At 67.1% G+C, this 25,063-nt stretch carries 24 protein-coding genes and 1 tRNA gene; 17 read left to right on the plus strand and 8 right to left on the minus strand.

Annotated elements, in window-relative coordinates:
* Positions 1-85 precede the first annotated feature (85 nt).
* A complete protein-coding gene (locus AB0C87_RS30650; RefSeq protein WP_360580711.1) occupies positions 86-1,531 on the plus strand; it encodes a M1 family metallopeptidase in 1,446 nt (481 codons plus the stop codon).
* 71 nt (positions 1,532-1,602) lie between these two features.
* On the opposite strand, the gene AB0C87_RS30655 is transcribed toward AB0C87_RS30650, so the two are convergent.
* A complete protein-coding gene (locus AB0C87_RS30655; RefSeq protein ID WP_353833118.1) occupies positions 1,603-2,121 on the minus strand; it encodes a GNAT family N-acetyltransferase in 519 nt (172 codons plus the stop codon).
* Positions 2,122-2,420: 299 nt separating this feature from the next.
* Positions 2,421-3,662 carry an oxygenase MpaB family protein gene (locus AB0C87_RS30660; RefSeq protein ID WP_345173375.1) on the minus strand — a complete coding sequence of 414 codons (1,242 nt, stop codon included), beginning with the start codon at positions 3,660-3,662 and terminating at the stop codon, positions 2,421-2,423.
* Positions 3,663-3,826: 164 nt separating this feature from the next.
* Between AB0C87_RS30660 and AB0C87_RS30665 the strand changes: the two genes are divergently transcribed.
* From AB0C87_RS30665 to AB0C87_RS30675, 3 genes are all read left to right on the plus strand, one after another.
* The gene (locus AB0C87_RS30665) at positions 3,827-4,516 is read left to right on the plus strand and encodes a TetR/AcrR family transcriptional regulator (RefSeq protein WP_345173377.1); all 690 of its coding nucleotides are present in this window, start codon (positions 3,827-3,829) and stop codon (positions 4,514-4,516) included.
* A 359-nt stretch (positions 4,517-4,875) separates the two neighbouring features.
* Positions 4,876-6,144, plus strand: a complete 1,269-nt coding sequence (locus AB0C87_RS30670; protein WP_360580714.1) for a hypothetical protein — start codon at positions 4,876-4,878, stop codon at positions 6,142-6,144.
* Between the two features lie 280 nt (positions 6,145-6,424).
* Complete coding sequence (locus AB0C87_RS30675; protein ID WP_345173380.1) at positions 6,425-6,850, plus strand: hypothetical protein; 426 nt, start codon at positions 6,425-6,427, stop codon at positions 6,848-6,850.
* A gap of 862 nt (positions 6,851-7,712) precedes the next feature.
* Here the strand turns inward: AB0C87_RS30675 and AB0C87_RS30680 are convergent.
* From AB0C87_RS30680 to AB0C87_RS30700, 5 genes are all read right to left on the minus strand, one after another.
* Entirely contained in the window at positions 7,713-8,153 is a 441-nt protein-coding gene (locus AB0C87_RS30680; protein ID WP_360580786.1) for a very short patch repair endonuclease, read from the minus strand.
* Positions 8,154-8,189: 36 nt separating this feature from the next.
* Positions 8,190-9,113, minus strand: coding sequence for a YDG/SRA domain-containing protein (locus tag AB0C87_RS30685; RefSeq protein WP_360580716.1), 924 nt, complete (start codon positions 9,111-9,113; stop codon positions 8,190-8,192).
* An 88-nt stretch (positions 9,114-9,201) separates the two neighbouring features.
* Positions 9,202-10,860, minus strand: a complete 1,659-nt coding sequence (locus AB0C87_RS30690) for a DUF262 domain-containing HNH endonuclease family protein (protein WP_360580718.1) — start codon at positions 10,858-10,860, stop codon at positions 9,202-9,204.
* 154 nt (positions 10,861-11,014) lie between these two features.
* Entirely contained in the window at positions 11,015-12,187 is a 1,173-nt protein-coding gene (locus AB0C87_RS30695; protein WP_360580720.1) for a type III PLP-dependent enzyme, read from the minus strand.
* Between the two features lie 18 nt (positions 12,188-12,205).
* Positions 12,206-12,973, minus strand: a complete 768-nt coding sequence (locus tag AB0C87_RS30700; protein ID WP_360580722.1) for a GntR family transcriptional regulator — start codon at positions 12,971-12,973, stop codon at positions 12,206-12,208.
* Positions 12,974-13,141: 168 nt separating this feature from the next.
* On the opposite strand from AB0C87_RS30700, the gene AB0C87_RS30705 reads away from it, so the two are divergent.
* The 13 genes from AB0C87_RS30705 to AB0C87_RS30765 all read left to right on the plus strand — a co-directional run bounded on the left by AB0C87_RS30705 (position 13,142) and on the right by AB0C87_RS30765 (position 24,440).
* Complete coding sequence (locus AB0C87_RS30705; protein WP_179279241.1) at positions 13,142-13,288, plus strand: hypothetical protein; 147 nt, start codon at positions 13,142-13,144, stop codon at positions 13,286-13,288.
* Between the two features lie 111 nt (positions 13,289-13,399).
* Positions 13,400-13,732 carry a WhiB family transcriptional regulator gene (locus AB0C87_RS30710; RefSeq protein ID WP_360580724.1) on the plus strand — a complete coding sequence of 111 codons (333 nt, stop codon included), beginning with the start codon at positions 13,400-13,402 and terminating at the stop codon, positions 13,730-13,732.
* 2 nt (positions 13,733-13,734) lie between these two features.
* Positions 13,735-14,700, plus strand: a complete 966-nt coding sequence (locus tag AB0C87_RS30715; RefSeq protein WP_360580726.1) for a DUF4097 family beta strand repeat-containing protein — start codon at positions 13,735-13,737, stop codon at positions 14,698-14,700.
* Complete coding sequence (locus tag AB0C87_RS30720; protein WP_360580728.1) at positions 14,700-14,963, plus strand: hypothetical protein; 264 nt, start codon at positions 14,700-14,702, stop codon at positions 14,961-14,963. Before AB0C87_RS30715 ends, AB0C87_RS30720 begins: the two co-directional genes overlap by 1 nt.
* On the plus strand, positions 14,960-15,382 hold the full coding sequence (locus tag AB0C87_RS30725) for an RRQRL motif-containing zinc-binding protein (RefSeq protein ID WP_360580730.1): 423 nt from the start codon (positions 14,960-14,962) through the stop codon (positions 15,380-15,382). Before AB0C87_RS30720 ends, AB0C87_RS30725 begins: the two co-directional genes overlap by 4 nt.
* Positions 15,379-16,647, plus strand: coding sequence for a DUF2637 domain-containing protein (locus tag AB0C87_RS30730; protein ID WP_360580732.1), 1,269 nt, complete (start codon positions 15,379-15,381; stop codon positions 16,645-16,647). The genes AB0C87_RS30725 and AB0C87_RS30730 overlap by 4 nt, the downstream gene beginning before the upstream one ends.
* A gap of 146 nt (positions 16,648-16,793) precedes the next feature.
* Positions 16,794-18,923 (plus strand): cell division protein FtsK, encoded by a 2,130-nt coding sequence (locus AB0C87_RS30735; protein ID WP_360580733.1) that lies wholly within the window; start codon positions 16,794-16,796, stop codon positions 18,921-18,923.
* 157 nt (positions 18,924-19,080) lie between these two features.
* On the plus strand, positions 19,081-19,350 hold the full coding sequence (locus AB0C87_RS30740) for a hypothetical protein (RefSeq protein ID WP_360580735.1): 270 nt from the start codon (positions 19,081-19,083) through the stop codon (positions 19,348-19,350).
* Between the two features lie 217 nt (positions 19,351-19,567).
* On the plus strand, positions 19,568-20,320 hold the full coding sequence (locus tag AB0C87_RS30745; RefSeq protein WP_360580737.1) for a hypothetical protein: 753 nt from the start codon (positions 19,568-19,570) through the stop codon (positions 20,318-20,320).
* On the plus strand, positions 20,317-21,204 hold the full coding sequence (locus tag AB0C87_RS30750; RefSeq protein WP_360580739.1) for a bifunctional DNA primase/polymerase: 888 nt from the start codon (positions 20,317-20,319) through the stop codon (positions 21,202-21,204). The genes AB0C87_RS30745 and AB0C87_RS30750 overlap by 4 nt, the downstream gene beginning before the upstream one ends.
* 92 nt (positions 21,205-21,296) lie before the next feature.
* Positions 21,297-22,760 carry a YfjI family protein gene (locus AB0C87_RS30755; RefSeq protein WP_360580741.1) on the plus strand — a complete coding sequence of 488 codons (1,464 nt, stop codon included), beginning with the start codon at positions 21,297-21,299 and terminating at the stop codon, positions 22,758-22,760.
* 64 nt (positions 22,761-22,824) lie between these two features.
* Entirely contained in the window at positions 22,825-23,025 is a 201-nt protein-coding gene (locus tag AB0C87_RS30760; protein WP_360580743.1) for a helix-turn-helix domain-containing protein, read from the plus strand.
* Positions 23,025-24,440, plus strand: coding sequence for a tyrosine-type recombinase/integrase (locus tag AB0C87_RS30765; protein ID WP_360580745.1), 1,416 nt, complete (start codon positions 23,025-23,027; stop codon positions 24,438-24,440). The genes AB0C87_RS30760 and AB0C87_RS30765 overlap by 1 nt, the downstream gene beginning before the upstream one ends.
* A gap of 528 nt (positions 24,441-24,968) precedes the next feature.
* Here AB0C87_RS30765 and AB0C87_RS30770 read toward each other — a convergent pair.
* Positions 24,969-25,041, minus strand: a tRNA-Arg gene (locus tag AB0C87_RS30770).
* Positions 25,042-25,063: the final 22 nt, after the last annotated feature.

Here is a 25,063-nt window from a genome sequence, read left to right on the forward strand (position 1 = left end):
TGATCGACTTCTCCGGCGGGCACGTTATCGATCATGTCTCGGTCGCCGCTGAGGCGATCGTCCGACTTCGACGGAGAGGGACTCGATGGCGACTCTCAGATCCGCCGGCCGCCTCCCGCTGGCGGTCACGGCGGCAGGCGCCGCGACGCTCGCGCTTCTCGCGCCCGCCGCGGCCGCCGACGTCCGGTACGAGCCCGGAGCCCCCGGCATGGGCGACCCCTACTTCCCCGATCTCGGCAACGGCGGATACGACGTCACGCACTACTACATCAAGACCGCCTACGACCCGGGCACCGACGAGCTCACCGGCACGACCACCGTCAAGGCGACCACCACCCAGAACCTGTCCCGGTTCAACCTCGACTTCCACAAGATGAACGTGCGGTCGGTGCGGGTGAACGGCCGCGCGGCGTCGTTCGACCGCACCGGCGAGCGGGAGCTGGAGATCACCCCGCCCCGCGGCCTGCGGAAGCACAGCGCGTTCACCGTGACCGTCCGCTACGACGGCGTGCCGCAGGTCCTCAGCGGCCCGGTCGTCTTCGACCTCCCGTACGGTTTCCTGCCGACCAGGGACGGCGCGACGGTCATGAGCGAGCCCGACGGCGCGTCCACCTGGTTCCCGTCCAACGACCACCCGCGCGACAAGGCGCTGGTCACGCTGGAGACGACCGTCCCCCACGGCCTCAGGGCGATCGGCAACGGACGGCTCGTCCGGCAGTGGAGCGCCCACGGCGAGGACACCTTCCTGTGGCGGGAGGACCGGCCGACGGCGACGTACCTGGTGACCAACTCGATCGGACGGTTCGACGTCTCCACGACGACCACCCCCAAGGGCGTCCCGCAGCTCGACGCGGTCGACCCGGAGATCGCCTCCGACCCCGACGCGCTCAGCACGCCGCGCCACACCACGCGGGTGACGGACGAGCTCGCCGGCTACTTCGGCGACTACCCCTTCACCAGCACCGGCTCCATCGTCGAGAACGACAACGTCCCGCCGCTCAACCTGGAGAACGCGCTGGAGACCCAGACGCGCCCCACCTACCAGAGCCCGCCCGTCGAGCGGGGCGTGGCGCACGAGATCGGCCACCAGTGGTTCGGCGACAGCGTCTCGGTGCGCGACTGGAAGGACATCTGGCTGAACGAGGGCTTCGCCAAGTGGGTCGAGTGGTACTGGGCGGAGAAGCACGGAGGCCAGCCCGCGCAGCTGTCGTTCCAGCAGTCCTACGACAACCCGCCGCCGATCCAGCCGGACCGGCCCCCGTTCTGGGACCTCGTGATCGCCGACCCGACCCGCGACCAGCTGTTCCACCGCGCGATCTACTTCCGCGGCGCGATGACGCTACAGGCCCTCCGCCACAAGATCGGTGACGGGCCGTTCCTGCGCCTCGTCCGCACCTGGGTGGACGGCAAGCGGTACGGCAACGCCGGTACCGGGGAGTTCGAGGCTCTGGCGGAGAAGGTCTCCGGCCAGGACCTGGACGCCTTCTTCAAGGCCTGGCTCCACAGCCCGACCAAGCCCACCACCTGGTGACCCGCCCCGGGGGCCGGCGCACCGCCGGCCCCCGGCGCGGTGGGTGAGGCAGGGGGGCGGCCCTGCCTGGCTCAGTCCAGCAGCAGGCCCATGTAGTACTCGTTGATCCGGTGCCCCTGGGCCTCCAGCGCCGCCCGCCGGAGCCCCTCCACCTGGAAACCACAATTCAGATAAAGCGAAAGAGCGCGGCGATTGTGCTCCATCACGGTGAGTTCCAGACGTCGCATCCCGCGCGTCCGCGCCTCCCGCAGTGCCGCCCCCATCAGGGCCTTGCCCAGCCCCCGCCCGCCGTGGCCGGAGCGCACGCCGGCGACCACGTAGCCGGTGCGGCGGGCCCTGGCGAAGGGGAGCACCGACACGTCGACGTAGCCCACCGCCGCGGGCCCCTCCAGCGCCACGACCAGGTACGACGGGTCGCGGCCCTCGGCGCGGGCGGCGAGGCGCAGCTTCAGCGGGTCGAGGTCCGGCTCCCGCTCGCCGGGTTCCAGAAGCATGAATTCCGTCTCGCCGTCCAGAAGGTGCTGCAATTCCGCCAAAGCGGACGCATCTCCTGGACGCCCGAGCCGGATCAGCGGATCAGTGGCCGTCACGCCCCCAGTGTGCCAGATGGAAATACCCGCCATTTCAAACTAAACGCCACAACCACTCCCCAGACCTGCAAGAAAAGTGCCCTCTACCGGTAACGACATCGCCCACGCTCATTACCTTTCCCGCCGAGCGGGCGCCTCCGCGGCGGCGAGACGCCGGCCGTCCGCCGCCGTCGACCGGGGGCGGAACCGCCGCGGGCTCGGAATCCGTGGATTCCGAGCCCGGTTCTGCCTGGCGCCTCCGGCGTGGGGAGCGTGGCGCGCGTGTCCTTTCGGGAGTCCGTGGGGTGGGACCGAAGCGATCAGTAGTTCGGGTTGTTCGTGGTGGGGATCTGGATGCTGATCGGGAGGTTGCCCCCCGACAGGAAGAGCAGGGTCCCCAGGCGGATGATCTCGTCGAACGCCCAGTAGATCTGCAGCAGGCCGGGGGGCGCGTCCGTGATCTTGAGCAGGCCCTCCTTGATGGCGACGAAGGTCGGCCAGAAGGCCTCGAAGGCCGGGTCCCACACCGGCTCGCGCGGGATCTGCAGCCAGCCGCAGATCTGGTCGCCGAGCATGTAGCGGGTGAGCGCGCCGAGGATGTGCGTGGTGAGGATGCCGCCGTCGATGGTGACGCCGAGGTGGAGCAGGATGTCGGCCAGCTTGACGCCCTCGGGGGTCGGGGCGAGGACCGGGTCGAGGACCTGCGCGGCCTGGGCGTCGGCCTCGTCCCACGAGTTGGGGATGTACTCGTCCAGGATGCCCAGCATGTGCGCGGTCAGCTGCCAGGAGTGCAGGAACGCCGCGGACTCGTCGGCGGGGATCGGCACCTTCCACCGGTTCAGCTGCTTCATGACCGTGGTGGGCAGGCTGTGCCAGGTGACCATCATGTCCGCCTGGCTGATCGGGATCTGCTCGTCGGCGACCTTGGTCCAGTACGGGGACTGCGGCAGCAGGTGGCGCACGCCCGCGTGGGCCAGCCGCGTCTTGACGCAGGTCACGATCATCTCGCCGTCGGGCAGGAACGCGTTCCTGGTGCCGATGTCGTAGCCGAGCTTGGCGGTCTTGGTGATGCGGTCCCTCATGTCCGCGCCGCCCTTGGAGTAGTACACCGCGCGCGCCTCGTGGGGGATGACCGTGCTCATCATCCCGCTGGCGAAGCCGTAGCTGACGCCGAGGTAGGTGCCCCGCTTCTGGTTGAACCTGAACGCGGTGGCGAGCTTCGTCTGGTCGGCCCACGACGGCAGCTGCCGGGCCTTCTCGATGAACGCCCTCAGGTCCGCCGGCAGCCCGGACGGCAGCGCCTGGCCGTTCTTGGTCCAGGTCTTCAGCAGCATGTTGACCTTGGGGACGTCGCCCCGGTCGATCAGCGAGGCGACCAGCGGGTCGGCCTCCTCGTCCCAGACCCACCGCGGGTCGACGCCCTTGCCGGCGCCCACGACCGATCCCTTGGGCGACCACGTCCACAGCGGCCTGGCCTGGGCGGGCGTCGCGACGCTGAGCGCACCGAGCGCCCCGAGCACCCCGCCCGTCATCAGCACGTTGCGCCTGCTGGGTTGTTCCATGCCTTTCCCTCCTCGGGCCGACGACGACTGCTGATACGATGAAACACAACGTGCTTCCGTGTATCAGGGTCTGGCATCATGAGAGCACACGGTGGCTTCGGTCACAAGACCCTTCGTGACGCACATGGACGATTCGGGCAGAATCGGTGTCTCGGGAGGGGATCGTGGAACCTGTGCTGTCGTTCCTCATGGGGTCGTCGGACTCGGGGTCGCTGCTGGAGAGCGTGTACGTCGAGGCCGTCGAACAGGTCGACGACGTGGACGAGACCCGGTCGCGCGTCCTCGACGCGGCCTACGCGCAGTTCTGCCGGATGGGCATCCAGCGCTCCACGATGGACGACGTGGCCCGGCGGGCCGGCGTCTCGCGGATCACCGTCTACCGGCGGTTCGCCACGAAGGACGCCCTGGTGGAGCAGGTGGTGCGGCGGGAGTTCCGCCGCTATTTCGACCGGTTCCTCATCGACATCCGGGAGGCCGAGACGGCCGCCGACCGGGTCGTCCTCGGCTTCGTGAGCTCGCTGCGCGCCATCCGGGGCAACCCTCTGATCGGCGGCCTGATCGCCACGGAACCGGACCTGCTCCTGCCCTCCCTGACCGGTGACGGGGGCCGGACCCTCGCCACCGTGCGGCGGTTCGTCGCCGACCAGCTCCGCCGCGAGCAGCGCGCCGGCAACGTGTCGAGCGACCTGGACATCGATTTCGTGGCCGAGATGATGGTCCGGATATCCGGCTCGCTCCTGGCGGTTCCCAGCCACATCATCGACCTCGACGACGACGCTCGACTGGCCGCCCTGGCCCACCGCTTCCTCGTCCCGATGCTGGAACCGAGAGAGCCCCGTCTCGACCGTCCCTGACCTGTCGAGGCCGCGGTCGGCGCCCTCGCGCGGCGAAATGTCGCCGCGGGCGACCCTTGTGACCCTTTCCTGCCGCCATGGAAGAGCCTTAGCGGCGCCGCCATGGCGAACCGTTCCATTCTCCGCCGGGCGGAGCGCCATGGTGAATGAAATGGCGTCGATGTGCGGCTCTGCGTGACGGGAGAGGGTCCTTTGTGATATGGGGCTGACCTGCGTCCACATGGACGGATGCGTGGCGCTGGAAGCTTGACGTCGGGCATTAAGTAAGTACTATGTCCTTTGCGGCAAAGGCCGCAAAAGGAACTCAAAGAAAAGGGAAGTGTGTCGCAATGGCGACTAGCTTGAACAAACAAGATAAAATGGAACGAGAGGCCTCGCTGAGGTCGATCCTCGACACCGAAGGGCTCTTCCGGTTCGCGTCGGAAACCGACCGGGAGGCCGTGGCGTCCGCCCTCCGCGACGCGTACGACGCCGCATGGGAGACCATCGCACCGTTCTACGTCCGGGCCGTCCACCGCATGCTCGGAGACATCCGAGCGGCGGCCGCGAACGGCGCGACCCTCGCGTCGGTCGGCCGCGACGGCGAGAACTGCCGCATGATCGTCCTCGCCTTCGAGCCGGGGCTGGACATCATCGAGATCCCCATCAACCGGAGCGTCGTCAGGAGCGCACTGGCGGATCTGAAGCGCCACCATGGCAGGACCTTCCCCGAGCTGGACGCCATGCTCGGGACGATGGCGTGGAAGGCCCCCTCCGACGAGGAGATCGCCGACGCCGCTCGGAACCTGACGACACTCCTGCGTCGGCGGGGCCTGCCCGTGGACGAGCCCGAACCGCGGCAGGACGTCATCCTGCTCGACAACGGAATGCGCGGCACGGCCCGTGCGGCCCTGAAGCAGATGTACTGGCCGACCGCCAGGGGAACCCTGGTGCGCGGGCTGTACCTCTTCCGGACGGCGGCGTACTTCGACCCGCACCCGCACGCGGACCGGGGGTACCTGTTCGACCTCGACGCGGCCGGCAGCGACGGCGGCAAGAACCTGCTCGTGCTGCCGGACGACCCGGATCTGGAAGGTCTGACCTTCCGGGCGAACGACGCGCTCGTGGTGATCGAGGTTCTGACCAGCGGGCCGAAACTGACACCCGACCGGATCGACGCCCAGGGCCACCCCGTGCAGGGATGGTTCCGAGACCACCCGCTGACGAAGGGGGTCAATCCGGTGCACCGGTCCGCCCGCTACACGGATCCTCGGGTCCAGGAGGGGGTGCTGCGCGCCGTCCGCGAGGCCATCGGGAATCACGCGCGGTCCGTGGCCCTTCGCGAGCGGCGCGGCGCGGACGTCCAGGAACTGCTGCGCCCCGGCCACGAGCGAATGGTGCGGAACACCCGGGACTGGATCGCCGGAAACCTGGACGCCATGCATCCGGGGCTCCGCGAACTCGTCAGCACGTACTGCTGGCGGACGGCCCGGTGGGGCATGAACGTCAAACTCGCCGACGCCGTCGAAGCCGCCGGCCTGTCCGCCGAAACCGCGCGGACCGTCTGGACGGAGTTCGACGAACTGCGGGATGACACGGCCAGGGAGGTGTTCATCGAGAGGCTGGCCGGTTCGCCGCGAGAAAGCTGATCGTGCGGCGGTCTCACGGCCGGTAATGACCAAGCCCGGCCCGGCTTAGGGCCGGTCCGGGCACTCGACCCGTCCACCCGAAGGCCGGGCGGCGCACTCACGCGCCGCCCGGCCTTTCCCATGCCGCGACGCCGTGCGAGTCGAAGGCCTTTCGGAATATGACCCGGGTCGCGCTTTCGGCCCGGTTGCCTTCCGGCCCCGGCGCCGTACGGTCTTGATCAGGTCCTGCTCGGCAGGGCTTCTGCCTCGTGCAGTTCGTGACTAAAGCCCGGAAGGCTGCGTGATCATCATGATCCCGACCAACGACCGTCCCGAGATCTCCCGTCGCGGGAACGGTTTCCCCCTCACCCGCTACGCCGGGCCCGACTTCACCTGGCCCGTCTTCACCGGGGTGAGCTTCCCCGGGGGCGGCTTCACCGAGATCGACTTCGTCCTGGTGGAGCTGGTCGTGGTGGAGTACGACCGGGTGTGGATCCCCGTGCTCGACCTCGCCACGATGCGCGTCACCGTGGTGGAGTTCCTCGTGGTGCGGGTCACCGTGCGGCGGATCGCCATCCTGTGGATCACCGTCGTGGAGTACACGCCGGTGGGCTGCTACGTGCGGGAGTACGGCCTGCTCAAGTACCTCCGGGAGGAGTACACCCGGGACGGGTACGACTGGGTGGAGTACACCGCGCTGGTCTCCGCTGCGGACTGGCGAGTGTGAGAACCGCGCCCTAGGCCCCCCGGCCTGCGCGGCTCCATCGTCAAGATGACCGAGATGAGGGGGCTGGTGCGGCCCCCTTTTACGGCCCCGGCGTGACGCCGGACGCCGATCGCGAAACCTTCGGCTCAGCCGAGCCGATTCTCACTTGAGCGTGCCGTCCCGCATGGCGCGCTTCTCACCGAAGTGGCCCTTCTCCCCCGGGAGGAGGGCCACTTTCGTTGAAAGACGCCCGCACGCCCGCCGAGCCCGCACCGGGAAACGTGAGCAACATGCCTTGGGGACGGCGCCCCGCACGGAAACCGCGCCCGTTCCGAGGAAGCGAAAGCCCTGCGCGGCGCTCATGCCGGCCAAGGACCTTTCGCGGTGGTCATGAAAGCGCCTCCGGCAGGATTCGAACCTGCGGCACCCGCTTTAGGAGACAGGGGGCCATTGCCATCCGGGCATGGCTCCTACCTGTGCAAACCCCGGACTACATGCCCCCTGAGGGGTGTCCGCGGGAACGCATTGGGAATGACCGCCCCCTCAGGACGTCTCCGACGAGACCGACACGCCCACCCCGTCCATAGGCGGCCCTGCCGACGCGCGTTTGCCCGGCGGCCCTCATCGCTGGCAGTTCAGGCACTAATCCTTCATGCGTGACGGCGACCAGCGCTGACGCCCCCGCCGCACAATCCGCAGAATTCGCAGAAACCTGCATCGCCCCTCCAGACGGGGAGACGCCAGGTCACGAGTCCGCAGAACGTGGGCGCGGCCTGGCGCAGAAACCCGGATGCCCACCTGAGAGCGAGCATCGCAGCAGGTCAGGAGGTTTCGTGGAGTTCTGCGGCATTGCGTGGTGGATGGTCCCAAGGCGAGTGCCCGATCAACCAGTATCGCGGCGATTTCGCGTATTTCGCGGATTCCGCGGGGCGGCCCTGGATTGCTGCTGTCCGCGCCGGGCTTGGACCTGCACGGCGATACGTCGGGCCGCCTCCCTGAGATTCTCATGCTCCCAGACGCGAATCGCCAGCCAACCAGCCACAGTTAGGAGCCGGTCGGTCTCGGCGTCCCTCTCTCGATTGCGCCGTATCTTCTCTGCCCAGTGCTGAGCGTTGGTTGCTTCCGTGGTGTGGTGCTCAGGGCAGCCGTGCCAGAAGCAACCGTCTACGAAGACGGCCACCTCAACCCTGGTGAAGACAATGTCGGGTGTGCGCCGGAGCGCCGGCAGTGGACGCACGGACACTCGATACCGCAGGCCGAGCGCATGTACCGCACGGCGCAAAGCTAACTCAGGCTTGATAACGCGGCTTTCGTTGCTCCCCATGCTGCGGCGAATGCCGACACCAGATGTTCGCCGCACTTAGGTCTCCTTAACCCAGCAAGCCCGGTGATATCGCACGTACTCGATCCCAATGTTGTGGGAGGGGTGCGTGTGCAACTGCTTTCCGACAGCGCTTGTTAGAGCATCTACGATTTCTAGATCGTCAGTCAGGTAAAGAGCGCCGTTGTCGAAGCGCTTATGGTCGTTTGGGCACAGGCACAGGACGTTCTCCTCGACATCGGGGCCGTTATGAGGGACACCAAGGGCCTTGATGTGTGCCGCCTCACTACTGGGGCCGCTAGGAAGTGCAACGGTCTCCCCGCAGACCTGGCAACGATTGCCATGCCACGCTTTGACTCTCTGCACGACCTCTGCGCGCCGATTCACCTTGTTGATCGTCGTCTTGGACCGCCCCGCAGGGCCAACCGGCTTCAAAGGCTCCAGTGTAGTGCCAGGAGGAATCTCGGTGGGAAGTTCCGGATCGACTACGTCCGAAGGGCTTCCGATTTTGACCATGAGGAATTGGCAGACCTGAAACCCGTCATCCCGAGTCTTGAACCAGTGCCGGACAACCCGATACAGCCCGTCGTACCGGTAGCCCTCATCTGGAGCATGCGGGGAGTCCTCCTCAAAGCCGCGGATCACTCGAACGGGCAGACCGTCTAGTTGGCTCTTAACCAACCCTGCGTTGCCTGAGTCGTCGAGTGTCTGGTCAGCTATCTGCAGCTTGGTGCGAGAGTCCTGGCCTCCATGCCCAGTGTAGACAATGATCTCGCCGTAATCGCGATCATCTGGATAGCCACCGTTAAGGACTATCGCGTCGGCGCCCTGCTTTCCGGTGCCAGAGATCCCTGCCTGATTGTGAGCATGCAGCTTGGCTTTGCGTACTTGCTCTCGACTGTAGAAGGACGTTCCCTCGACCTGCCCTGGGATCTCGCCAAACGTTCGCACGTAGTTCGCCACGCCCCCGATTCTGCCACGTACGACGGACGTCTATCTGAGGTATAAGACCGTCTCGCTGCAGAATGTGTGCACGCATGATGGCTCAGAGTTAAGGATCCTGCAGCACGGTTGTGGCAAAATCTTCTGTGCGCTTTCGGACCACGTCAGGAGTCCATTTGGCGTAATCAATCACTTGCATGCTGCGCGGGAAGTCAGACACGCGAGGCTTGAGATAAGTCTGCTTCTTCTGTTCGAATTCCCGCCGTCCTGCTGACGAGTTCTTGCTCTTGCTAAGTAGGACTAGATTTCCAGCCGAGTCGACTAGCTTTTCGCGCTGGGCAGTCGGGAAGATCTTGTTCCAATCACTCCCTGAAGCTGGGTTCTGCGGAAGTACATGCTCGATTGAGCGGGCCTGGAAGTGGCGTTCGTGGTCAAGTTCGCTTGCTATTATCTCTGCCCTGACGAGCAAGTATTTGGCGTGCCCGGCACCGTAAAAATTGTCTGCCCGGCAAGCTTTTTCGATGGCCTTTATATTAACCTCGATGCTTTCGGCGATCTTGTTCGGATCGGTTGCCGAAGAAAGGTTAGACAAAATTGATGTGTAAGTGCCGTATCGCTCGTCTTTGCGGATACCGCTGATCCAATGACTAAGGTAGACCTTCTCTAGTTTTAGTAGGAACTGATATAGTCCTACATGGCCGAACTTGCGAGCAAACAACAGAAGGCAAGACTTCCATTCCGAAGCCGGGAAGTGGTCGATCATAGCTCGCATTAGCGTCCGATAGCGTGGAGCTATGTGAGTATCCTCATCCATGAAATCGCGAGCGATAAAGAGGTCGTCATATAGATCGACATAGGTGCCGAGTTCGTCCATAAACTCCGCACCTTGCTTTGGCATTCCTTTTTGTCCGAGAATTCGTTTCCTGAACTCAGTCTGAAGGTCGGATTGTGGCTTATCCTTGATGTAGATAAGTCGCAGTAGATGGAAGATCTCCTCGAAGCCACTTTCTCCTAGCTTGTCCTCCATCTCTTCCCACTTGTGTGCGTACTTTGTTCTCGACGATTCGCTTGGGAGGTGAGCGGGGTCAAGATTGTGTGCCTTGAGGACATCGATTCGCCGAAGTTGCTTACCTCGATCGTTCACCACGGTGAATAGTTGAAACGCGTCTTCAAATGAATCTGTCGCGAGATAGATTAGATTGCAACGTTGAGTGACAAAGTCAACGAATTGGCGAAGCTCGTCACTCTTCATCCCGGAAATGGCCTTCCAAAAGATTGACCTGGCCAGTTCATATCGGCGACCGCTTGGAGTCTTTCTATTAGTTTCGGAGACTTCGTTCTTCGTCCCGCCTGTCTTTTTAATCAGTGCATTAAAGACGGCTTGATCTTTTACTTGTAGCCGACTTCTGGACGGAATGTTATCGATTTCCCTTTCGGGTTGGATTATTTTTTCATGCAACTCGTTTGCTAGCCCGTGCTTCTCTTGGTGGTCTAGGGCATCGCGAAGGCAGGCAAATAGAATGCAAAGCGATGTCAGGCGCTGCTGTCCATCCACAATTGCGTATTCCGAGGGGCCGATCTGATGAAGTACTAGCGTTCCTAGGAAGTAGGGCTCATCGGTTTTCGCTGTTACTAGGTCGTCAATAAGGTCGCGAAAATTCTGCGCGTCCCAGAGGAAAGGCCTCTGATACTCGGGCACCTGAAAGAAGAAATCTTGGGAGAAGAGCTTCGTTAGGGGAAGCATGTGGCTCTTGATCTCTTTCGTCATGGCATCCTCTCGGCTCCGTTGAGTTGACGGCATCTTACTAAGCCTTCGTCGTCTTTGGGCGTGTTCAGGGGGGCCGTTCGGTTGTCGTGGCGTCTTCCTGAAGCGCGAGAAGGTCGGTTCCAGACTGGAACCGACCTTCTCTTGGCTTCTTGGCTTAGCTGGCTGTCTCGATCCCCAGGTAGTGGAACCTCGGCTTCGGGTGCATGAGGAAGTCGTGGTGGGAGATGTTCCAGGCGTAGGCGCCGGCCATGGCGAAGGCGACTAGGTCGCCGACTGCGATGCGGTCCGTGGGGACCTCGCGTGCGAAGACGTCCTTTGGTGTGCAGAGCTGGCCGACGAGCGTGACGGTTTCGCTGGTGACCGCGGGGCCGTCGCCATTGCTGGTGAGGACGTTGAACGGCTGGTTGTGCTGCTTGGTGACCGGCGTCCGGATGTGCATGGTTCCGCCGCGTAGGACGGCGTACCACTGGCCGTGTGCCTTCTTAACGTCTAGGACCTCGGTTACGTACCAGCCGGCATAGACGCTGATGGAGCGGCCCGGTTCGATGCGCAGTGTCTCGCCCGGCTGGGCGAGGGCTGCGACCTCGGCGCCGTACTGCTTCCAGTCGAATCGGGTGTCGGGCGTGCTGTAGTCGACGGCCATGCCGCCGCCGAGGTTGAACTCGCGCGGCCCGGTGTGGCCGATCTTGTCGAGCCATGCGCGGCCCCACGTGAGGATCTCCGCGGACTGGGCTGCCATGGCGGACGCGTCCAGGCCGGACGCCAGGTGTGCGTGAATTCCGCGTAGGCGCAGGCGCGGCGAGGCGGTCAGGATGTCGGTGCAGGACTCCATGAGTTCGGGATCCATGCCGAACGGGCCGCTCATAGCCAGTGCGACGCCGTTGCGGTCGCCGGCGAGGTTGACCCGTAGAAGGACGTCGACCTCACGTCCTGCCGTCTTGGCGATGCGCGCGAGGCGGGAGAGTTCGTACGGGCTCTCGACGTGGATCCGCTCGACGCCGAGATTGAGCGCCAGTTCAAGTTCGTCATCGGTCTTGCCGGGGCCGCCAAACGCCAACCGAGCGTCCGGCAATGCCTCGCGCACGTGCGCCAGCTCGCCGCCGGACGCCACCTCGATGCCGTCGACGTACGGGGCCAGCGCACGCAGTATCGGGGCGTCCGGGTTGGCTTTGGCGGCATAGAAGATCTCCGGCGCGCCCGGCGCCGAGAGTGCCGCTTTGACCTCGGCCGCGTGGTCCCGGAGTGCGGCCAGGTCGTAGACGAACGCGGGTAGGCGCGCGTCTGCGGCGAGCGTCCGGGCGTGGTCTTCGACGAGTCGCGTGATCATGGGTGTGGTCTCCGGATGTCAGGCGAGCGGGAACTCGTACTGGGCCGTGAGGTAGTGAGCGGGGGCGACAGAGATCGTGACCTCCACGGCGCGGCCCTCGGCGGTCATGCCCGCGTGGGTTATCTCCACCACGGTACGTTCCGGGCTGATCTCTAGCGCGCGCGCTTCGGCGTCGGTGGGCAGCCGACTGGGCGTGATCTCCTCGCGTGCCGTGACCTGCGGGTAGCCGAGTTCGCCGAGGGCGCTCTTGACCCCGCCCACGATGACCGGCCCCTCCTCCTCCAGAACCGTCCCACCCGCGATCTCCAGGGGGAACCAACTGGCGTTCAGCCGGACGGGGATGCCGCTGGCCAGCAGGCGCCGGCGCCGGACGAGGCAGTTCACCTCGCCGACGGGGAGGTCGAGCAGCTCGGCGACGTGTGCCGGCGGTTCGGCGTGCTCGGTGGTGATCTCGTGTTGAGGCTCCAGGCCGCGCGCTCGCACCTCGGCGTCGAATGCGCCGCGGGCGCCGTTGTTCTCGCGCTGCGCGCGGTCGTACCGCGCCGGCGAGTGAAGCATGGGCGGTAGCCACGTGACCATGGTGCCGCGTCCCTGCTGAGGCCGCACGATGCCCTCAGCCGCGAGCATCTGCATGGCCCGGTTCACCAGACTGCGTGAGGCGCCGTAGCGGTCTGCCAGCTCTGGTTCGGAGGGGAGAACGGATCCGGTCGGGTACGCCCCCTCGATGATCTCTTCGCGGATTTTCGCGGCGATCTCGCGGAACCCGTGGCGCTCTGAGTTGGGCATCTACCTGCCCCTTTCTGCTGTCTGTGTGCTGCTTAGGTCCACCTAATCAGACGAAACGCCAAACGCCAAACGACTGATGCCTCTTGACAGGTGTGGCGGTCCGGGCGCACTCTGACTTACGTCAAACGACAAACGTTTGACGTATGGATCAACGTCAGGAGTCGTCTCGTGATTCCGCAGAAGTCCAGCAGCATCCCGCAGTGGCTCGCCGGCATCGCCGTCGCGATCTTCGCGATCAACAACCCCGAGAAGGCCGCCGAGCTGGTCAACCAGGTGATCCACGCGATCACCACGTTCTCCGGATCGCTGGGCTAACCAGCGATGACCGCTCACCGCTCGCAGGCGCTCGCCCTCGGCGCACAAGCCACCACGCCCGCCGCCGAGGGCCGTGCCATCCGACCGATCACTGACTCGAACGAGGTGCCTGTGTCCCGTCATCTGTCCCCGTCTACAGCGCTGGCCGGTCTCGACCTGCGCGGAATGCCCGTCACCGGCGCACAGTGCCGGTTCGACCCCGAGTTGCACACCGGCCCGGACGCCGAGGAGATGCCCGACGAGCGCGCGGCCCGCGAACTAGTCGCCGCTGAGGTGTGCCAGTCCTGCCCGCTGCGCGGCGCCTGCTTCGAGCTGGCGATCCGGACCCGCCCCGAGTTCGGGGTGTGGGCCGGTTTCACCGCCGCCGAACTCGTTATCCTCGCTGACCTGATCGACGGCACCGACTTCAACCTGGCCGACCTCGACCTGAACGAGGTGGCCTGACCATGACGACCAGCACCCTGACCACAACGCGCTCCGGCCCGGTGGCCCTGTCGATCTACCTGCCCGCGGGCGACATCCGCGTCATCGCCGACCCGTCCCGCACGCTAGCCGAGATCACCGTGACCGCCCACGGCCAAGACCCCGCTGTTCACGACGCCGTCCGAGACGCTGACCTGCGGTCGGAGGACTCGACCGGTGCCCTGACCGTCGCGGTTCACCCGCCCGCCGGTGGCGCCATCATCGTGGGCGGCACTCAGACCATCACCGGCAACACCGCGTCCACCATCGTCCAGTCGTTCGGAGACATCCCCGCTGGCGTGACCGTGACCGGTGCCGTGCTCAACGGCAACGGCATGGTCAGCATTGGTGGCGGGCGCGTCACCGTCAACGGTGTGGAGGTCACCGGCGGCACGGTGCCGGGTGGCCGTGTCCAGATCACCGCCCGCGTCCCCGAGGGGACCACGGTGGCCGCGCACACCCGATCGGCGTCGCTGGAGTGCGCTGGCGAGGTCGCCGCGGTCGACTTCACCTCGACGTCCGGTGACCTGTACGTCGGTGGCGTCGGCGCGTTGCGTGCCACCACGACCTCCGGCGACATCCGTGCCGCTGTCGTGGACGGCGCCGCGGTGGCGCGGTCGGTGTCGGGAGACGTCTACCTCGGCCGCGCCGACGACGTCACCGCCTCGACCACGTCCGGTGACGTGACGGTGAACGACTTCGCCGGCCGCGCCGAGGTGGCGACCGTGTCGGGTGACGTGCGGGTGCGCGCCGCCGAGGGCGGCGCCGTCACGGCCCGGTCGGTGTCCGGAGACGTCACGGTGACCGCGACCGGTACGGCGCTGGCCGAGGGACTGGCCGTCAGCGCCACCTCGCGCGCCGGGCGCGTCACCACGCCCACCGACAACCCGCTCGGTACCGCGCCCGCGGCCCGCGCCCGCCGGCCGCGCCGCACGAACGGGGTTGCGTGATGACCGCCGTGATTCTCGTCCTGGCCGTACTCGCCGTGGCGGGGTGGCTGTGTCTGTCCCCGGTCCGCCTCGCCGTCGCCGGCGCGGTGCTGCTGATCACGCACCCCGTGCCGACGGTCGCCCTCACCGCGGTGGCGGCGCTTGGGGTGACGGTGGCCGGCGTGCGGCTGGTCTACCGGTCGCTGAGTGAGGGCGGTTGGTACCTGGTCACCGTGCAGCGGCCCGCCTACGCGACGAGCCGTGCGGGGGGTATCGCGTCATGACCCGCCGCCGTAGCTCCGCACGGTTCTTCGACCCGACCGGCGCCCGGTACGGGATCCCCACGTGGCCGTGGCAGATGGCGCCGCGGCACCTGCTGACCCTCCGCCAGCTCGCCGCCGAGGGACTGCGCCCGGGCGGTCAGCCGGTGGTCGGTCAGGTGCTGTGGAACTCGCGCCGGTACAACGCGCCCGGTGGGGTGCGGGCCGCTTACCTGTACGACGTGCGCCTGGCGCTGCCCAAGCGCGTCCCGACCGACCGGCAGCGCGCCGCCCTCGGCAAGGCACTGGCGGCCCGCCGGCAGTGCCCCGATTGCGAGCGGGACGCCGGTTACGTCCTGCCTCGCCACCTCGGCACCTGTCTGGACTGTGCCGACGGCGTGACCTCGACCCGTACCGCCCTGGAAGGAAGGCACGCAGCATGACCGCTACGCCGCTTCACATCCCGGCGGCCCTCGGCGCACAGGCCACCAACCCGCACGCCGCCGAGTCGACCGCCGTGCTCCGACCGATCACGAACCCCAACGACATCCCACCCACTACGCAGACGACCGCGCCCGACCGCGCCGAGGGCGCCGAGAGCCGCACGTCGCAGGGGCGTGCGCTCTCCAGCAACGAGTTCACCGCGGTTGCAGTGGTCGCCGCGCTGGTGGGCGTGCTCGGACTGCTCGGTTTCGTCAACAGCTTCGCCGCGGTCGCCGACGCCGCCCGCCCGTCGTTTGGCGGGTTGGCGTGGTCGGTGCCGCTCGGTATCGACCTGGGCATTGGCATCTTCGCCGCGCTCGACATCGTTCTTGCTCGGCTGGACATGCGGGTTCGGTGGCTGCGGTTCATCCCGTGGGCGTTGACCGCCGCGACCGTCTATCTGAACGTGGCCGAGGAGTCGACGGTGTTCGGCCGAATCGCGCACGCGGTGCTGCCGGCGCTGTGGGTGTGCGCGGTGGAGATTGCCGCGCACGTGATCCGGATCCGCGCTGGCATCGCCGCCGGAACCCGCATGGACGGGATCCGCGCCTCGCGGTGGATCCTCGCCCCTTGGCCCACCATGAAGCTGTGGCGCCGGATGGTGCTGTGGGAGATCCGCTCCTACCCCGACGCCCTGAGCCGCGAGCGCGCCCGCGTGCTCGCCCTGACCGACCTACAGGACACCTACGGCCGGTGGGCATGGCGCCGCAACGCACCCCGCCGCGTCCGCGCCCTGTACCGCCTCGGCGACCTCGCCCCCGCCCCCGAGACGAGTGGACCGGCCGCCGAGGTGACCGCCGCCCCGTCCGCCGGACCGGCGGCGGACCGTCCGGGAGTCGCCGAGGTGGACCGCCCGGCGCTGGAGTCCGGACCGCGCACCCCGCCGACCGCCGGACCGTCCAACGCGCCGTCCACGCCGCGCAAGCGGACCCGCGCGGCCCGGTCCACCACCGAAAAGGGTGGACGGTCCCGCGCCCGTAAGGCCGCCAAGACCCCGCCGTCGGACGTGGACGACCTCATGCCGCTGGGCTGGCGCATTGCCGCCGACCTCGACGCCGCTGACGAACCCCTGACCCGCAACACCCTGGCCGCTCGACTGCGCGCCGCCGGACAGACCGCCGGCAATGCCCGCGTCGGCGCCCTGCTGGCCCGCCTCAAGACCGAAGCCCCCACCGACAGTCCGCCCGCCGCGACGCCGTCCGCCGAGGGAGAGAACGCATCATGAGCTTCACCAAGGCCATGGGCGAGGTCGTCCGCCTGCCCGTCCAGCACGCCGACCACACCGCCGACCTGGCGCCCGCCCTCGACACCCCGCCCACCGCGCCCGGCGGCACCGGCGCCGGTGTCCCGCCGACCGACCCGCCGCGCCCCATGCCGTTCGGCGACCCCGGCGACGGGGACGGGGACGACGGCGAGGCGATCGAGGGCCGCGTGCTTGTCGACAGTTCGGACACCTACCGCCCGGACGCGCGCGCCCGCCGGCTGGCCGGCGAGAGCGCCAAGCGTCGCCCGATCATCGCGCCGTGGCTGCGTGACCGTGGCGAGGCTGAGGCGACGATCCGGTGGGCGGTCGGGTACGCCGGTCACATCACCAGCTACCACGCCGCCCGGATCCCGCTGTACTCGCTGCGGCTGGCGCTGCGGTCGCCGCGTGGGCTGTACCGAGTGGCGGCGGGCACGTGGCGGTGGACCTACGACATTGAGTCGCGCCCGCTGCGCACGCACGCCATCGACCGCAACAAGGACGAGATGTTCCTGAAGTTGATGAGCGAGCGCAACGACCGCGTCCGGTCCCGGCTGTTCGTCACCGGCGCTGGTTTGGCCGGTACGGGGTTGGCCGCCGCCGCGGTATCGGCCGCCGGTGGGCTGACGCAAACCGTGGTGCTGGCCGCGCTGGTGGCGGTGCTGGGGTGGATCGGTACCCCCAAGGACAAGCGCATCCTCGACACCGCGGTGACAGCGAACAAGGCCCCCAAGCTCACGAGCGAGGTGGTCGTGCGGGCGCTGGCGTCGCTGGGCATCGCCGAGATCAACCGCGCGATCGGCAAGGGTGGCGAGGGCATCGCTTTCCCGGCGCCGATCACCCGCGACGGCCCCGGCTGGCGCTCCGACATCGACCTTCCGCACGGCGTCACCGCCGACGCCATCATGGAGAAGCGCAAGGAACTGGCGTCTGGGCTGCGGCGCCCGATCGGGTGCGTGTGGCCGGAAGCCGGCGAGGAGGAAGAGCACGCCGGCCGCCTGGTGCTGTGGGTCGGTGACCGACCCATGGCCAAGGCCAAGCAACCCGCGTGGCCGCTGGCCAAAGCCGGCAAGGTCGACCTGTTCGCCCCCGCCCCGTTCGGCACCGACCAGCGCGGCCGGTTCATGGACGTCACCCTGATGTTCGTTTCGGTGATCATTGGCGCGATCCCGCGCATGGGCAAGACGTTCATCCTCCGGCTGCTGGCCCTGATCGCCGCCCTTGACGTACGCGCCGAACTGCACCTGTACGACCTGAAGGGCACCGGCGACCTGTCGGCCCTGGAACCGGTGGCGCACGCCTACCGCGCCGGCGACGACGACGAAGACATCACCTATGCGCTGACCGACATGCGCGGGTTGCGCAAGGAGATGCGGCGCCGCACCAAGGTCATTCGGGAGCTGCCCAAGGACCGCTGCCCGGAAAACAAGGTCACCACCGAACTGGCGTCGGACAAGTCACTTGGGCTGCACCCGATCGTCATCGCGGTGGACGAGTGCCAAGTGTGGTTCGAGCACAAGAAGCACGGCGCCGAGTTCGAGGAGATCTGCACCGACCTGGCCAAGCGCGGCCCGGCGACCGGCATCGTGCTGATCCTGGCCACCCAGCGGCCCGACAAGGCCGCCATCCCCACCCCCATCTCCGGCGTCGCTGGCATGCGGATCTGCCTGAAGGTCATGGACCACACCGCCAACGACCTGATCCTGGGCACCTCGGCGCACAAGACGGGGTTGAAGGCCACCATGTTCAGCCTCAACGACAAGGGCATCTGCTACCTACGCGGCGAGGGCGACGCCGCCCGCATCGTCCGGTCGATGTACATCGACGCGCCCGCCGCCGAGACCATCGCGCTTCGCGCCCGCGCGATGCGCACCGCGACCGGCTACCTGACCGGCTACGCCGCCGGCGTCGACCTCGACACCGCCGACACCACTGACGACGGCGCCACTCTGCTGACCGACATCGCCAGTGTCACGACCGACGCCGAAGACAAGATCTGGTCCCACGTCATCGTGGATCGCCTCGCCGAGCTGCGTCCTGCGGCGTACGGCCCGTGGGCCGCCCGGCCCGAGGGCGCCAGCGACGCCGAACACAAGACCGCCAAGGCCACCACGCTGGCCGCCGCGCTCAAGCCGCACGGCATCCGCACCGTCCAAGTGAATCGGACAGCACCAAACGGCGAGCGTGAGAACAGCCGCGGCATCGTCCGCGCACACATCCTCGACGCCCTCGACAACGCCGCCGACCCCGGCCGCTGACCGCCCGCCGGCGCCGCCGAACCCGGTCTACGGGTAGCCGGTCACCCCGCTACCCGTAGACCCCCCTTGTAGACCCTCAAACCGATCATGACCAGCGCCGTAGCGCGTAGACCCCGCACGCCCTAAACCCGCAGCACAGTGCCCTAGGAGGGCTGTCGTGCCCCTGCTGACCGCCGCTGCTACCCACACCGCCAACCCGTCCGGCATGTGGCTGCTGCTCGCCATCCTCGCCGCCGTCGGCTACCTGCTCCACTGCGTGATCTGGCCGTATCGGGCGTGCCGCAAATGCGACGGCGCCGGCCGGTTCCGCTCCCCGTCCGGCCGCGCCTGGCGCTACTGCAACCGCTGCGGAGGCCGCGGTGCGCAACTACGCGCCGGCCGCCGTATCTGGACCCACCTCAAGAACATCGACCGCAACCGCAAATAGTCAGCCAGCTCATCAGGAGGGCGCAAAGCGGCCCCCGGCGCACAAGCCACCAAGCACGCCGCCGAGGGCCGCCCCTCCGACCGATCACGGACCTCAACGAGGTCCCTAGAAGGAGGTAGAACCATCATGACGCACGCGGCGCCGGGCGTCCTGCCACCGCCCAACCCGGCCACACTGTTCTATCTCGGTGCTCACCAGCCGCATTTGGCTGTGGAACGTGCGATTCCCCCTGTTTGTCTCCCACCGCCAGCTCGCACGCAAGGCCCGGTTGCGTCGCGCGGTGTGCCGGTGGGCGCTGGACTCGGGCGGATTCACCGAACTGTCGCTCAACGGCCGATGGACCATCACGCCCAGCCAGTACGCCGAGGCCGCCGCCCGCTACGCAGAGCACCTCGGCGTGCCCGACTTCCTGTCGCAACAGGACTGGATGTGCGAGCCGTTCATGATCGAGCGGACCGGCCTGAGCGTCCGCGAGCATCAGGAACGCACCGTGGCGAACTACCTCGACCTGCGGGCGCTCGCGCCGGCGCTGCCGTGGCTGCCGGTCGTGCAGGGCTGGACGCTGCCGGACTACCTGCGGTGCGTCGAGCTGTACGCCGCCGCCGGCGTGGACCTGGCCGCGCTGCCGCGGGTTGGGCTCGGGTCGGTGTGCCGCCGCCAGTCGACCGGCGAGATCGGCCACATCGTGGCCACGCTCGCCGGACTCGGCCTCAAGATCCACGGGTTCGGCGTCAAGACCGGCGGGTTGCAGCGCTACGGCCAGCACCTCGCATCCGCCGACTCCATGGCATGGAGCTACAACGCCCGCCGACTCCCGCCCCTGCTCGGCTGCCAAGGGCACAAGAACTGCGCCAACTGCCTCACCTACGCCACCCAGTGGCGCACCCGTCTACTGGGAAGCCTCGCCGCCCGCGGTCACCAAACCACCCTGTTCAACCCGCTCCCACTTCAGACAGGAGAGGCCGCATGACCGACGCACCTGGACTGATGGTGACTGCGCTCGCCCACGCTGGCCGCGGCTGGCGAGTGTTCCCGCTGCGGGCCGGCGATAAGCGGCCCGCGCTCCGCAACGACTGGGAAGGCCGCGCCACCTCGACCGACCGCGCACGCATCTGGCAGTGCTGGCACCACGCCCCCTACAACATCGGGATTGCGTGCGGCCCGTCGAATCTGGTCGTGGTCGACCTCGACCAGCCCAAGCCCGGCGAGACCCCGCCGCCCGATTGGGACATGCCAGGGATCAACGACGGCGCCGACGTGCTCGCCGCGCTCTGCGAGCGGCACGGCCAGCCCTTCCCATGGGAGACGCACACCGTGCGTACGGCGTCCGGCGGGATGCATCTGTACTTCACCGCCCCGCCCGGCGTCCGGCTGCGCAACACCGCCGGCCGGTTGGGATGGCTGGTCGACACCCGCGCGCACGGTGGCTACGTGGTGGCCGCGGGCAGCACCCTCGCCGCCGGCGGCGCCTACGTGACGGTGTACGACACGGCGCCGGCGCCATTGCCCGGATGGCTGGCCGACGTGCTCACCGTGCCCGACCGCCCTGCCGCGCCGGTGCCGAAGATGCCCGACCTCGACCACCGGCACGCCGCCGGATACGTCGGCGCCGCTCTGCGCGCCGAGGTGCAACACGTCCTCGACTCCCGCCCCGGTGCCCGCAACCACACACTCAACGCCGCCGCGTTCGCCCTCGGCCAGCTCGCCGCCGGCGGGATGCTGCCCTCCACGCTTGTGGTCGACTGCCTGACCGCCGCGGGACTCACGGTCGGACTGACCGCGCACGAGTGCGAGGCGACCATTGCCAGCGGGATGCGCGCCGGCGCCCACACACCCCGCGGGAGGGCCGCGTGACCGCCGCTGACAGCATCCTCGCCGCCGCGGGCGCCGGCGCCCGGCTGGCCGAACTCCACGGCCAGCCCTCCACGCCCGAGTGGGAGGCACCCGTGCCCCTCGGCGCCCGGCAACGCCTGCCCACCTTCCCCGCCGACACGCTTCCCGACTGGGTCGGTGCACAGGCGACCGCGGTCGCCGAGTTCACCCAAACCCCCATCGACCTCGCCGGCTGCCTCGCGCTGGCCGCGCTGTCGACCGCCGCCGGTGGCCGCGCCATCGTCAACGTCCGCGGCACCTGGGTCGAGCCGGTGAACATCTTCACCGTGGTGGCGATGCCGCCCGGATCCCGCAAATCCGCTGTCTTTCGCGCCATGACCCAACCCCTACTCAACGCCGAACGCCACCTGGCCGAACGCACCCAACCCCGGATCGTTGAAGCTGAGCTGGCGCGACGCGTGGCCAAGGCCGCTGCGGAGAAGGCCGCCGGCGTCGCCGCCGGATCGGGCACGCCCGGCGGCGACCCGGACAAGCTCGCCGACGCCACCGACGCCGCCATGGCGGTAGAGGCCATCAAGGTGCCGGTCCTGCCGCGCCTCGTCGCCGACGACATCACCCCGGAAAAGGCCGCGTCCCTGCTGGCCGAACAGGGCGGCCGGCTGGCCGTGCTGTCCGCCGAGGGCGGCATCTTCGCCACCGTCGCCGGCCGCTACTCCTCGACCCCCAACATGGAGGTGTTCCTCAAAGGCCACGCCGGCGACATGCTGCGAGTCGACCGGCAAGGCCGCCCGACCGAACACGTCGAACACGCCGCCCTCACCCTCGGACTAGCCATCCAGCCCGAGGTCATCACCGACATCGCCAAGATGCCGGGATTCCGCGGCAAGGGCCTGCTCGGACGGCTGCTGTACGCCCTCCCAGAAAGCAACATCGGCCGCCGCCGCATCAACCCGCCCGCCCCGTCCGCCGAGGTCGTCTCCCGCTACGACACCCAGCTGCAGAACCTCGTTAACGCCTTGTACGACTGGGACGACCCCGCCCGGCTGCAACTCACCCCGGACGCCCACGCCGAATTCCTCGCCCTCGAAACCCGCACCGAACCCCGGCTGCACCCTGAGACCGGCGACCTCGGCCACCTCGGCGACTGGGCCGGCAAATACGTCGGCGCCGTCGCCCGCATCGCTGGACTCCTCCACCTCGCCGCGCACGTTGACGACGGATGGCGGACCCCGATCGAGGCCGACACCATGCGCGCCGCCATCCGACTGGGGGAGTACTTCACCGCCCACGCCGTCGCCACATTCGACGCCATGGGCAGCGACCCCGACCAGCACGCCGCCCGCGACATTCACGCCTGGATCGAACGCACCAAGCCCGAACGATTCACCGTCCGCCAACTGTTCAGCAAACTGCCCCGCACCAAGTTCCCCAAAGTCGCCGACCTGGAGACACCCCTAGACCTCCTGGAACAACACGGCTGGATCCGCCGCCTACCCGCCCCCGAACGCACTGGCCCCGGCCGCCGCCCCTCACCCACCTACCTCGTGCACCCCGACCTTTGTGGGACCGGCGCATAGCCACCAAGCACGCCGCTGGAAACCCACTGACTGTCCGACCGATCATCCATCAAAATGAGGTCGCATGATGAGCACAGTTACCCGTACCGATGAAAAGCTCACTGTTCGGGAAATCTGTACCGAACTGCGAATCAGTCGACGCACCTTCTACGAATGGCGTGCCAAGGGGCGGGCGCCCCGCTGCATCCCCCTGCCCAACGGTGCTCTTCTCGTCCGCCGCAGCGAGCTCGACCGCTGGCTCGCCGAGCGAGAGGACGCCGCCTGATGGAGCAAATGACCTACAGTGTGCGCGTCTTCAAGACCGAAGTACGGCGGAACAAGGCCGGCGAAGCCACGTCCTACCGGGTGCTTTGGAAGACGGCCAACAAGGCGCCGTGGAAGCGGTCCTTTAAACGAGAAGCGCAAGCGGACGCCTATCGGAGCGCTCTCGTGACCGCCGCGCGCAACGGCGAGGCGTTCAGCCTCACTACCGGCGAACCCGTTTCCTGGAGCCGGGCCGCCAGCTCAGAAATGAGCTGGTACGACTTCGCATGCACGTACGTCGATATGAAATGGAAGGGTGCCGCGGCGAAGTACCGGCAAGACATCGCCCGCGCTCTAACCGCCGCGACCCCGGCCATGTTCGCCAGCGAACGCGGGAAGCCCACTGATCGCGAGTTGCGGTCCGCCATGCATCGATGGGGCTTCAACAGCAAAGACAGGGACAACGCCCCGGAACACGTCGCCTGCGCTCTCCGATGGCTCGCCCAGAACACAAAGCCCGTCTCGGCGCTGGCCGAGCCCGCAAATGTCCGCGCGCTGGTCGACTCCGGAACCTCGCTCTTGAACGGAAAGAGGGCCGCAGCCAGCACAGTGAGGAAGCATCGAATGCTGCTGTCCAATGCCATGGACTACGCAGTCGAAATGAACCTCCTAGCAGAGAATCCGATCCGAACGCTCAAGTGGCCAAAGATTCTCAGCACAGCCGAGGTCGACCGGCGTAGCGTAGTCAACCACGCCCAAGCCCGCGCCCTGCTGGCTGCAATCGCTGAACAGGAACCCAGCGGAAGACGACTCGTGGCGTTCTTCGGCCTCATGTACTACGCCGCGCTCCGTCCCGAGGAAGCGAACAACATTCGGGCAAATAACGTAACGCTGCCCGATCTCGACTGGAACCAGGAGGACGAAGAATCGGAGGAGCCAGCTGAAGAGTGGGGAGAACTCCACCTCGGCAAAGCAGCTCCCTACGCTGGCCGGGCATGGACGGACGATGGCTCTCTTTACGAGGAACGAGCCCTAAAACATCGCGCCAACGGCCACACTCGCACAGTGCCCTGTCCGCCCGCACTGGTTAGCATCCTGCGCGTTCATCTCACCGAGTTCACGGAGGGGCTCGACGGCAGGCTGTTCTATGGCGTCCGCGGTGGCGAGCTGCCCAGTATCACTTACCGGCGCGCCTGGAGGGCTGCCCGCAAACGAGCTCTTACCGCGAGCGAGTTGGCTTCGCCGCTGGCCGCACGCCCGTACGATCTCAGGCATGCATGTGTTTCAACCTGGCTCAACGCCGGGGTTCCCGCTCCTCAGGTCGCTGAGTGGGCAGGCCACAGCGTCGAAGTACTCTTGAGGGTCTACGCCAAATGCATCGTCGGGCAGGACGAAGCGGCGAGACGCCGTATCTCTGACGCTCTTCGTCTGGACTGAGACAGAAGGGCGCCTGTCGCCAGATGCTCCCGCCTCCGCCTACGGGAGGCGGGAGCATCTTTTCGTTACCTAAGATTCAACTGATATTTATCATCTAGGAAATAAATTCCGACATCAACAATATTAACGAAATATCAAAATAGTGAATTAGAAAATTATCATCAGAACGTAAATGACGAATGAAATTTCATAAGCTATATGAAGTAATCGCATGACGTCCATCACCTCCTTTCTTTGGACAAGTCTAAGCGTATCACGAGATCATCACGGCCGCACCCTCTTTGGAAGGGCGGTCAATCTTGTTCCGTAGGACAGGTGTCGGCGAGTACCGGCGACCGCGGGAGTGGGAGGTGTGGCCGCACGCCTCTTACTTCCGTCGCAGGAGGCTTCGTCGTCTGGGCCCGTGGGAACGCACTGGGAACAGTCAGCCGCATAGGGGCGTACGCGGCCGCACACAACCGCACATTGGGTGAAGCCTCTGACCGGCGTTGATGCTGGTCAGAGGCTTGTTCTTGCTGGTCAGGAGAGCGCCTCCGGCAGGATTCGAACCTGCGGCACCCGCTTTAGGAGAGCGGTGCTCTATCCCCTGAGCTACGGAGGCGTGTCGTCGCTCGCGGTAGAGC

The organism is Actinomadura sp. NPDC048021, from assembly GCF_040653135.1.
GTDB lineage: Bacteria > Actinomycetota > Actinomycetes > Streptosporangiales > Streptosporangiaceae > Spirillospora > Spirillospora verrucosospora.

Coding starts and splice junctions, on each gene's coding strand:
- AB0C87_RS30650 (WP_360580711.1), top strand. CDS start 86: ATGGCGACTCTCAGATCCGCCGGCCGCCTCCCGCTGGCGGTCACGGCG.
- AB0C87_RS30660 (WP_345173375.1), bottom strand. CDS start 3,662: ATGGAACAACCCAGCAGGCGCAACGTGCTGATGACGGGCGGGGTGCTC.
- AB0C87_RS30670 (WP_360580714.1), top strand. CDS start 4,876: ATGGAACGAGAGGCCTCGCTGAGGTCGATCCTCGACACCGAAGGGCTC.
- AB0C87_RS30680 (WP_360580786.1), bottom strand. CDS start 8,153: ATGGGGAGCAACGAAAGCCGCGTTATCAAGCCTGAGTTAGCTTTGCGC.
- AB0C87_RS30690 (WP_360580718.1), bottom strand. CDS start 10,860: ATGACGAAAGAGATCAAGAGCCACATGCTTCCCCTAACGAAGCTCTTC.
- AB0C87_RS30695 (WP_360580720.1), bottom strand. CDS start 12,187: ATGATCACGCGACTCGTCGAAGACCACGCCCGGACGCTCGCCGCAGAC.
- AB0C87_RS30700 (WP_360580722.1), bottom strand. CDS start 12,973: ATGCCCAACTCAGAGCGCCACGGGTTCCGCGAGATCGCCGCGAAAATC.
- AB0C87_RS30715 (WP_360580726.1), top strand. CDS start 13,735: ATGACGACCAGCACCCTGACCACAACGCGCTCCGGCCCGGTGGCCCTG.
- AB0C87_RS30720 (WP_360580728.1), top strand. CDS start 14,700: ATGACCGCCGTGATTCTCGTCCTGGCCGTACTCGCCGTGGCGGGGTGG.
- AB0C87_RS30725 (WP_360580730.1), top strand. CDS start 14,960: ATGACCCGCCGCCGTAGCTCCGCACGGTTCTTCGACCCGACCGGCGCC.
- AB0C87_RS30730 (WP_360580732.1), top strand. CDS start 15,379: ATGACCGCTACGCCGCTTCACATCCCGGCGGCCCTCGGCGCACAGGCC.
- AB0C87_RS30735 (WP_360580733.1), top strand. CDS start 16,794: ATGCCGTTCGGCGACCCCGGCGACGGGGACGGGGACGACGGCGAGGCG.
- AB0C87_RS30750 (WP_360580739.1), top strand. CDS start 20,317: ATGACCGACGCACCTGGACTGATGGTGACTGCGCTCGCCCACGCTGGC.
- AB0C87_RS30760 (WP_360580743.1), top strand. CDS start 22,825: ATGATGAGCACAGTTACCCGTACCGATGAAAAGCTCACTGTTCGGGAA.
- AB0C87_RS30765 (WP_360580745.1), top strand. CDS start 23,025: ATGGAGCAAATGACCTACAGTGTGCGCGTCTTCAAGACCGAAGTACGG.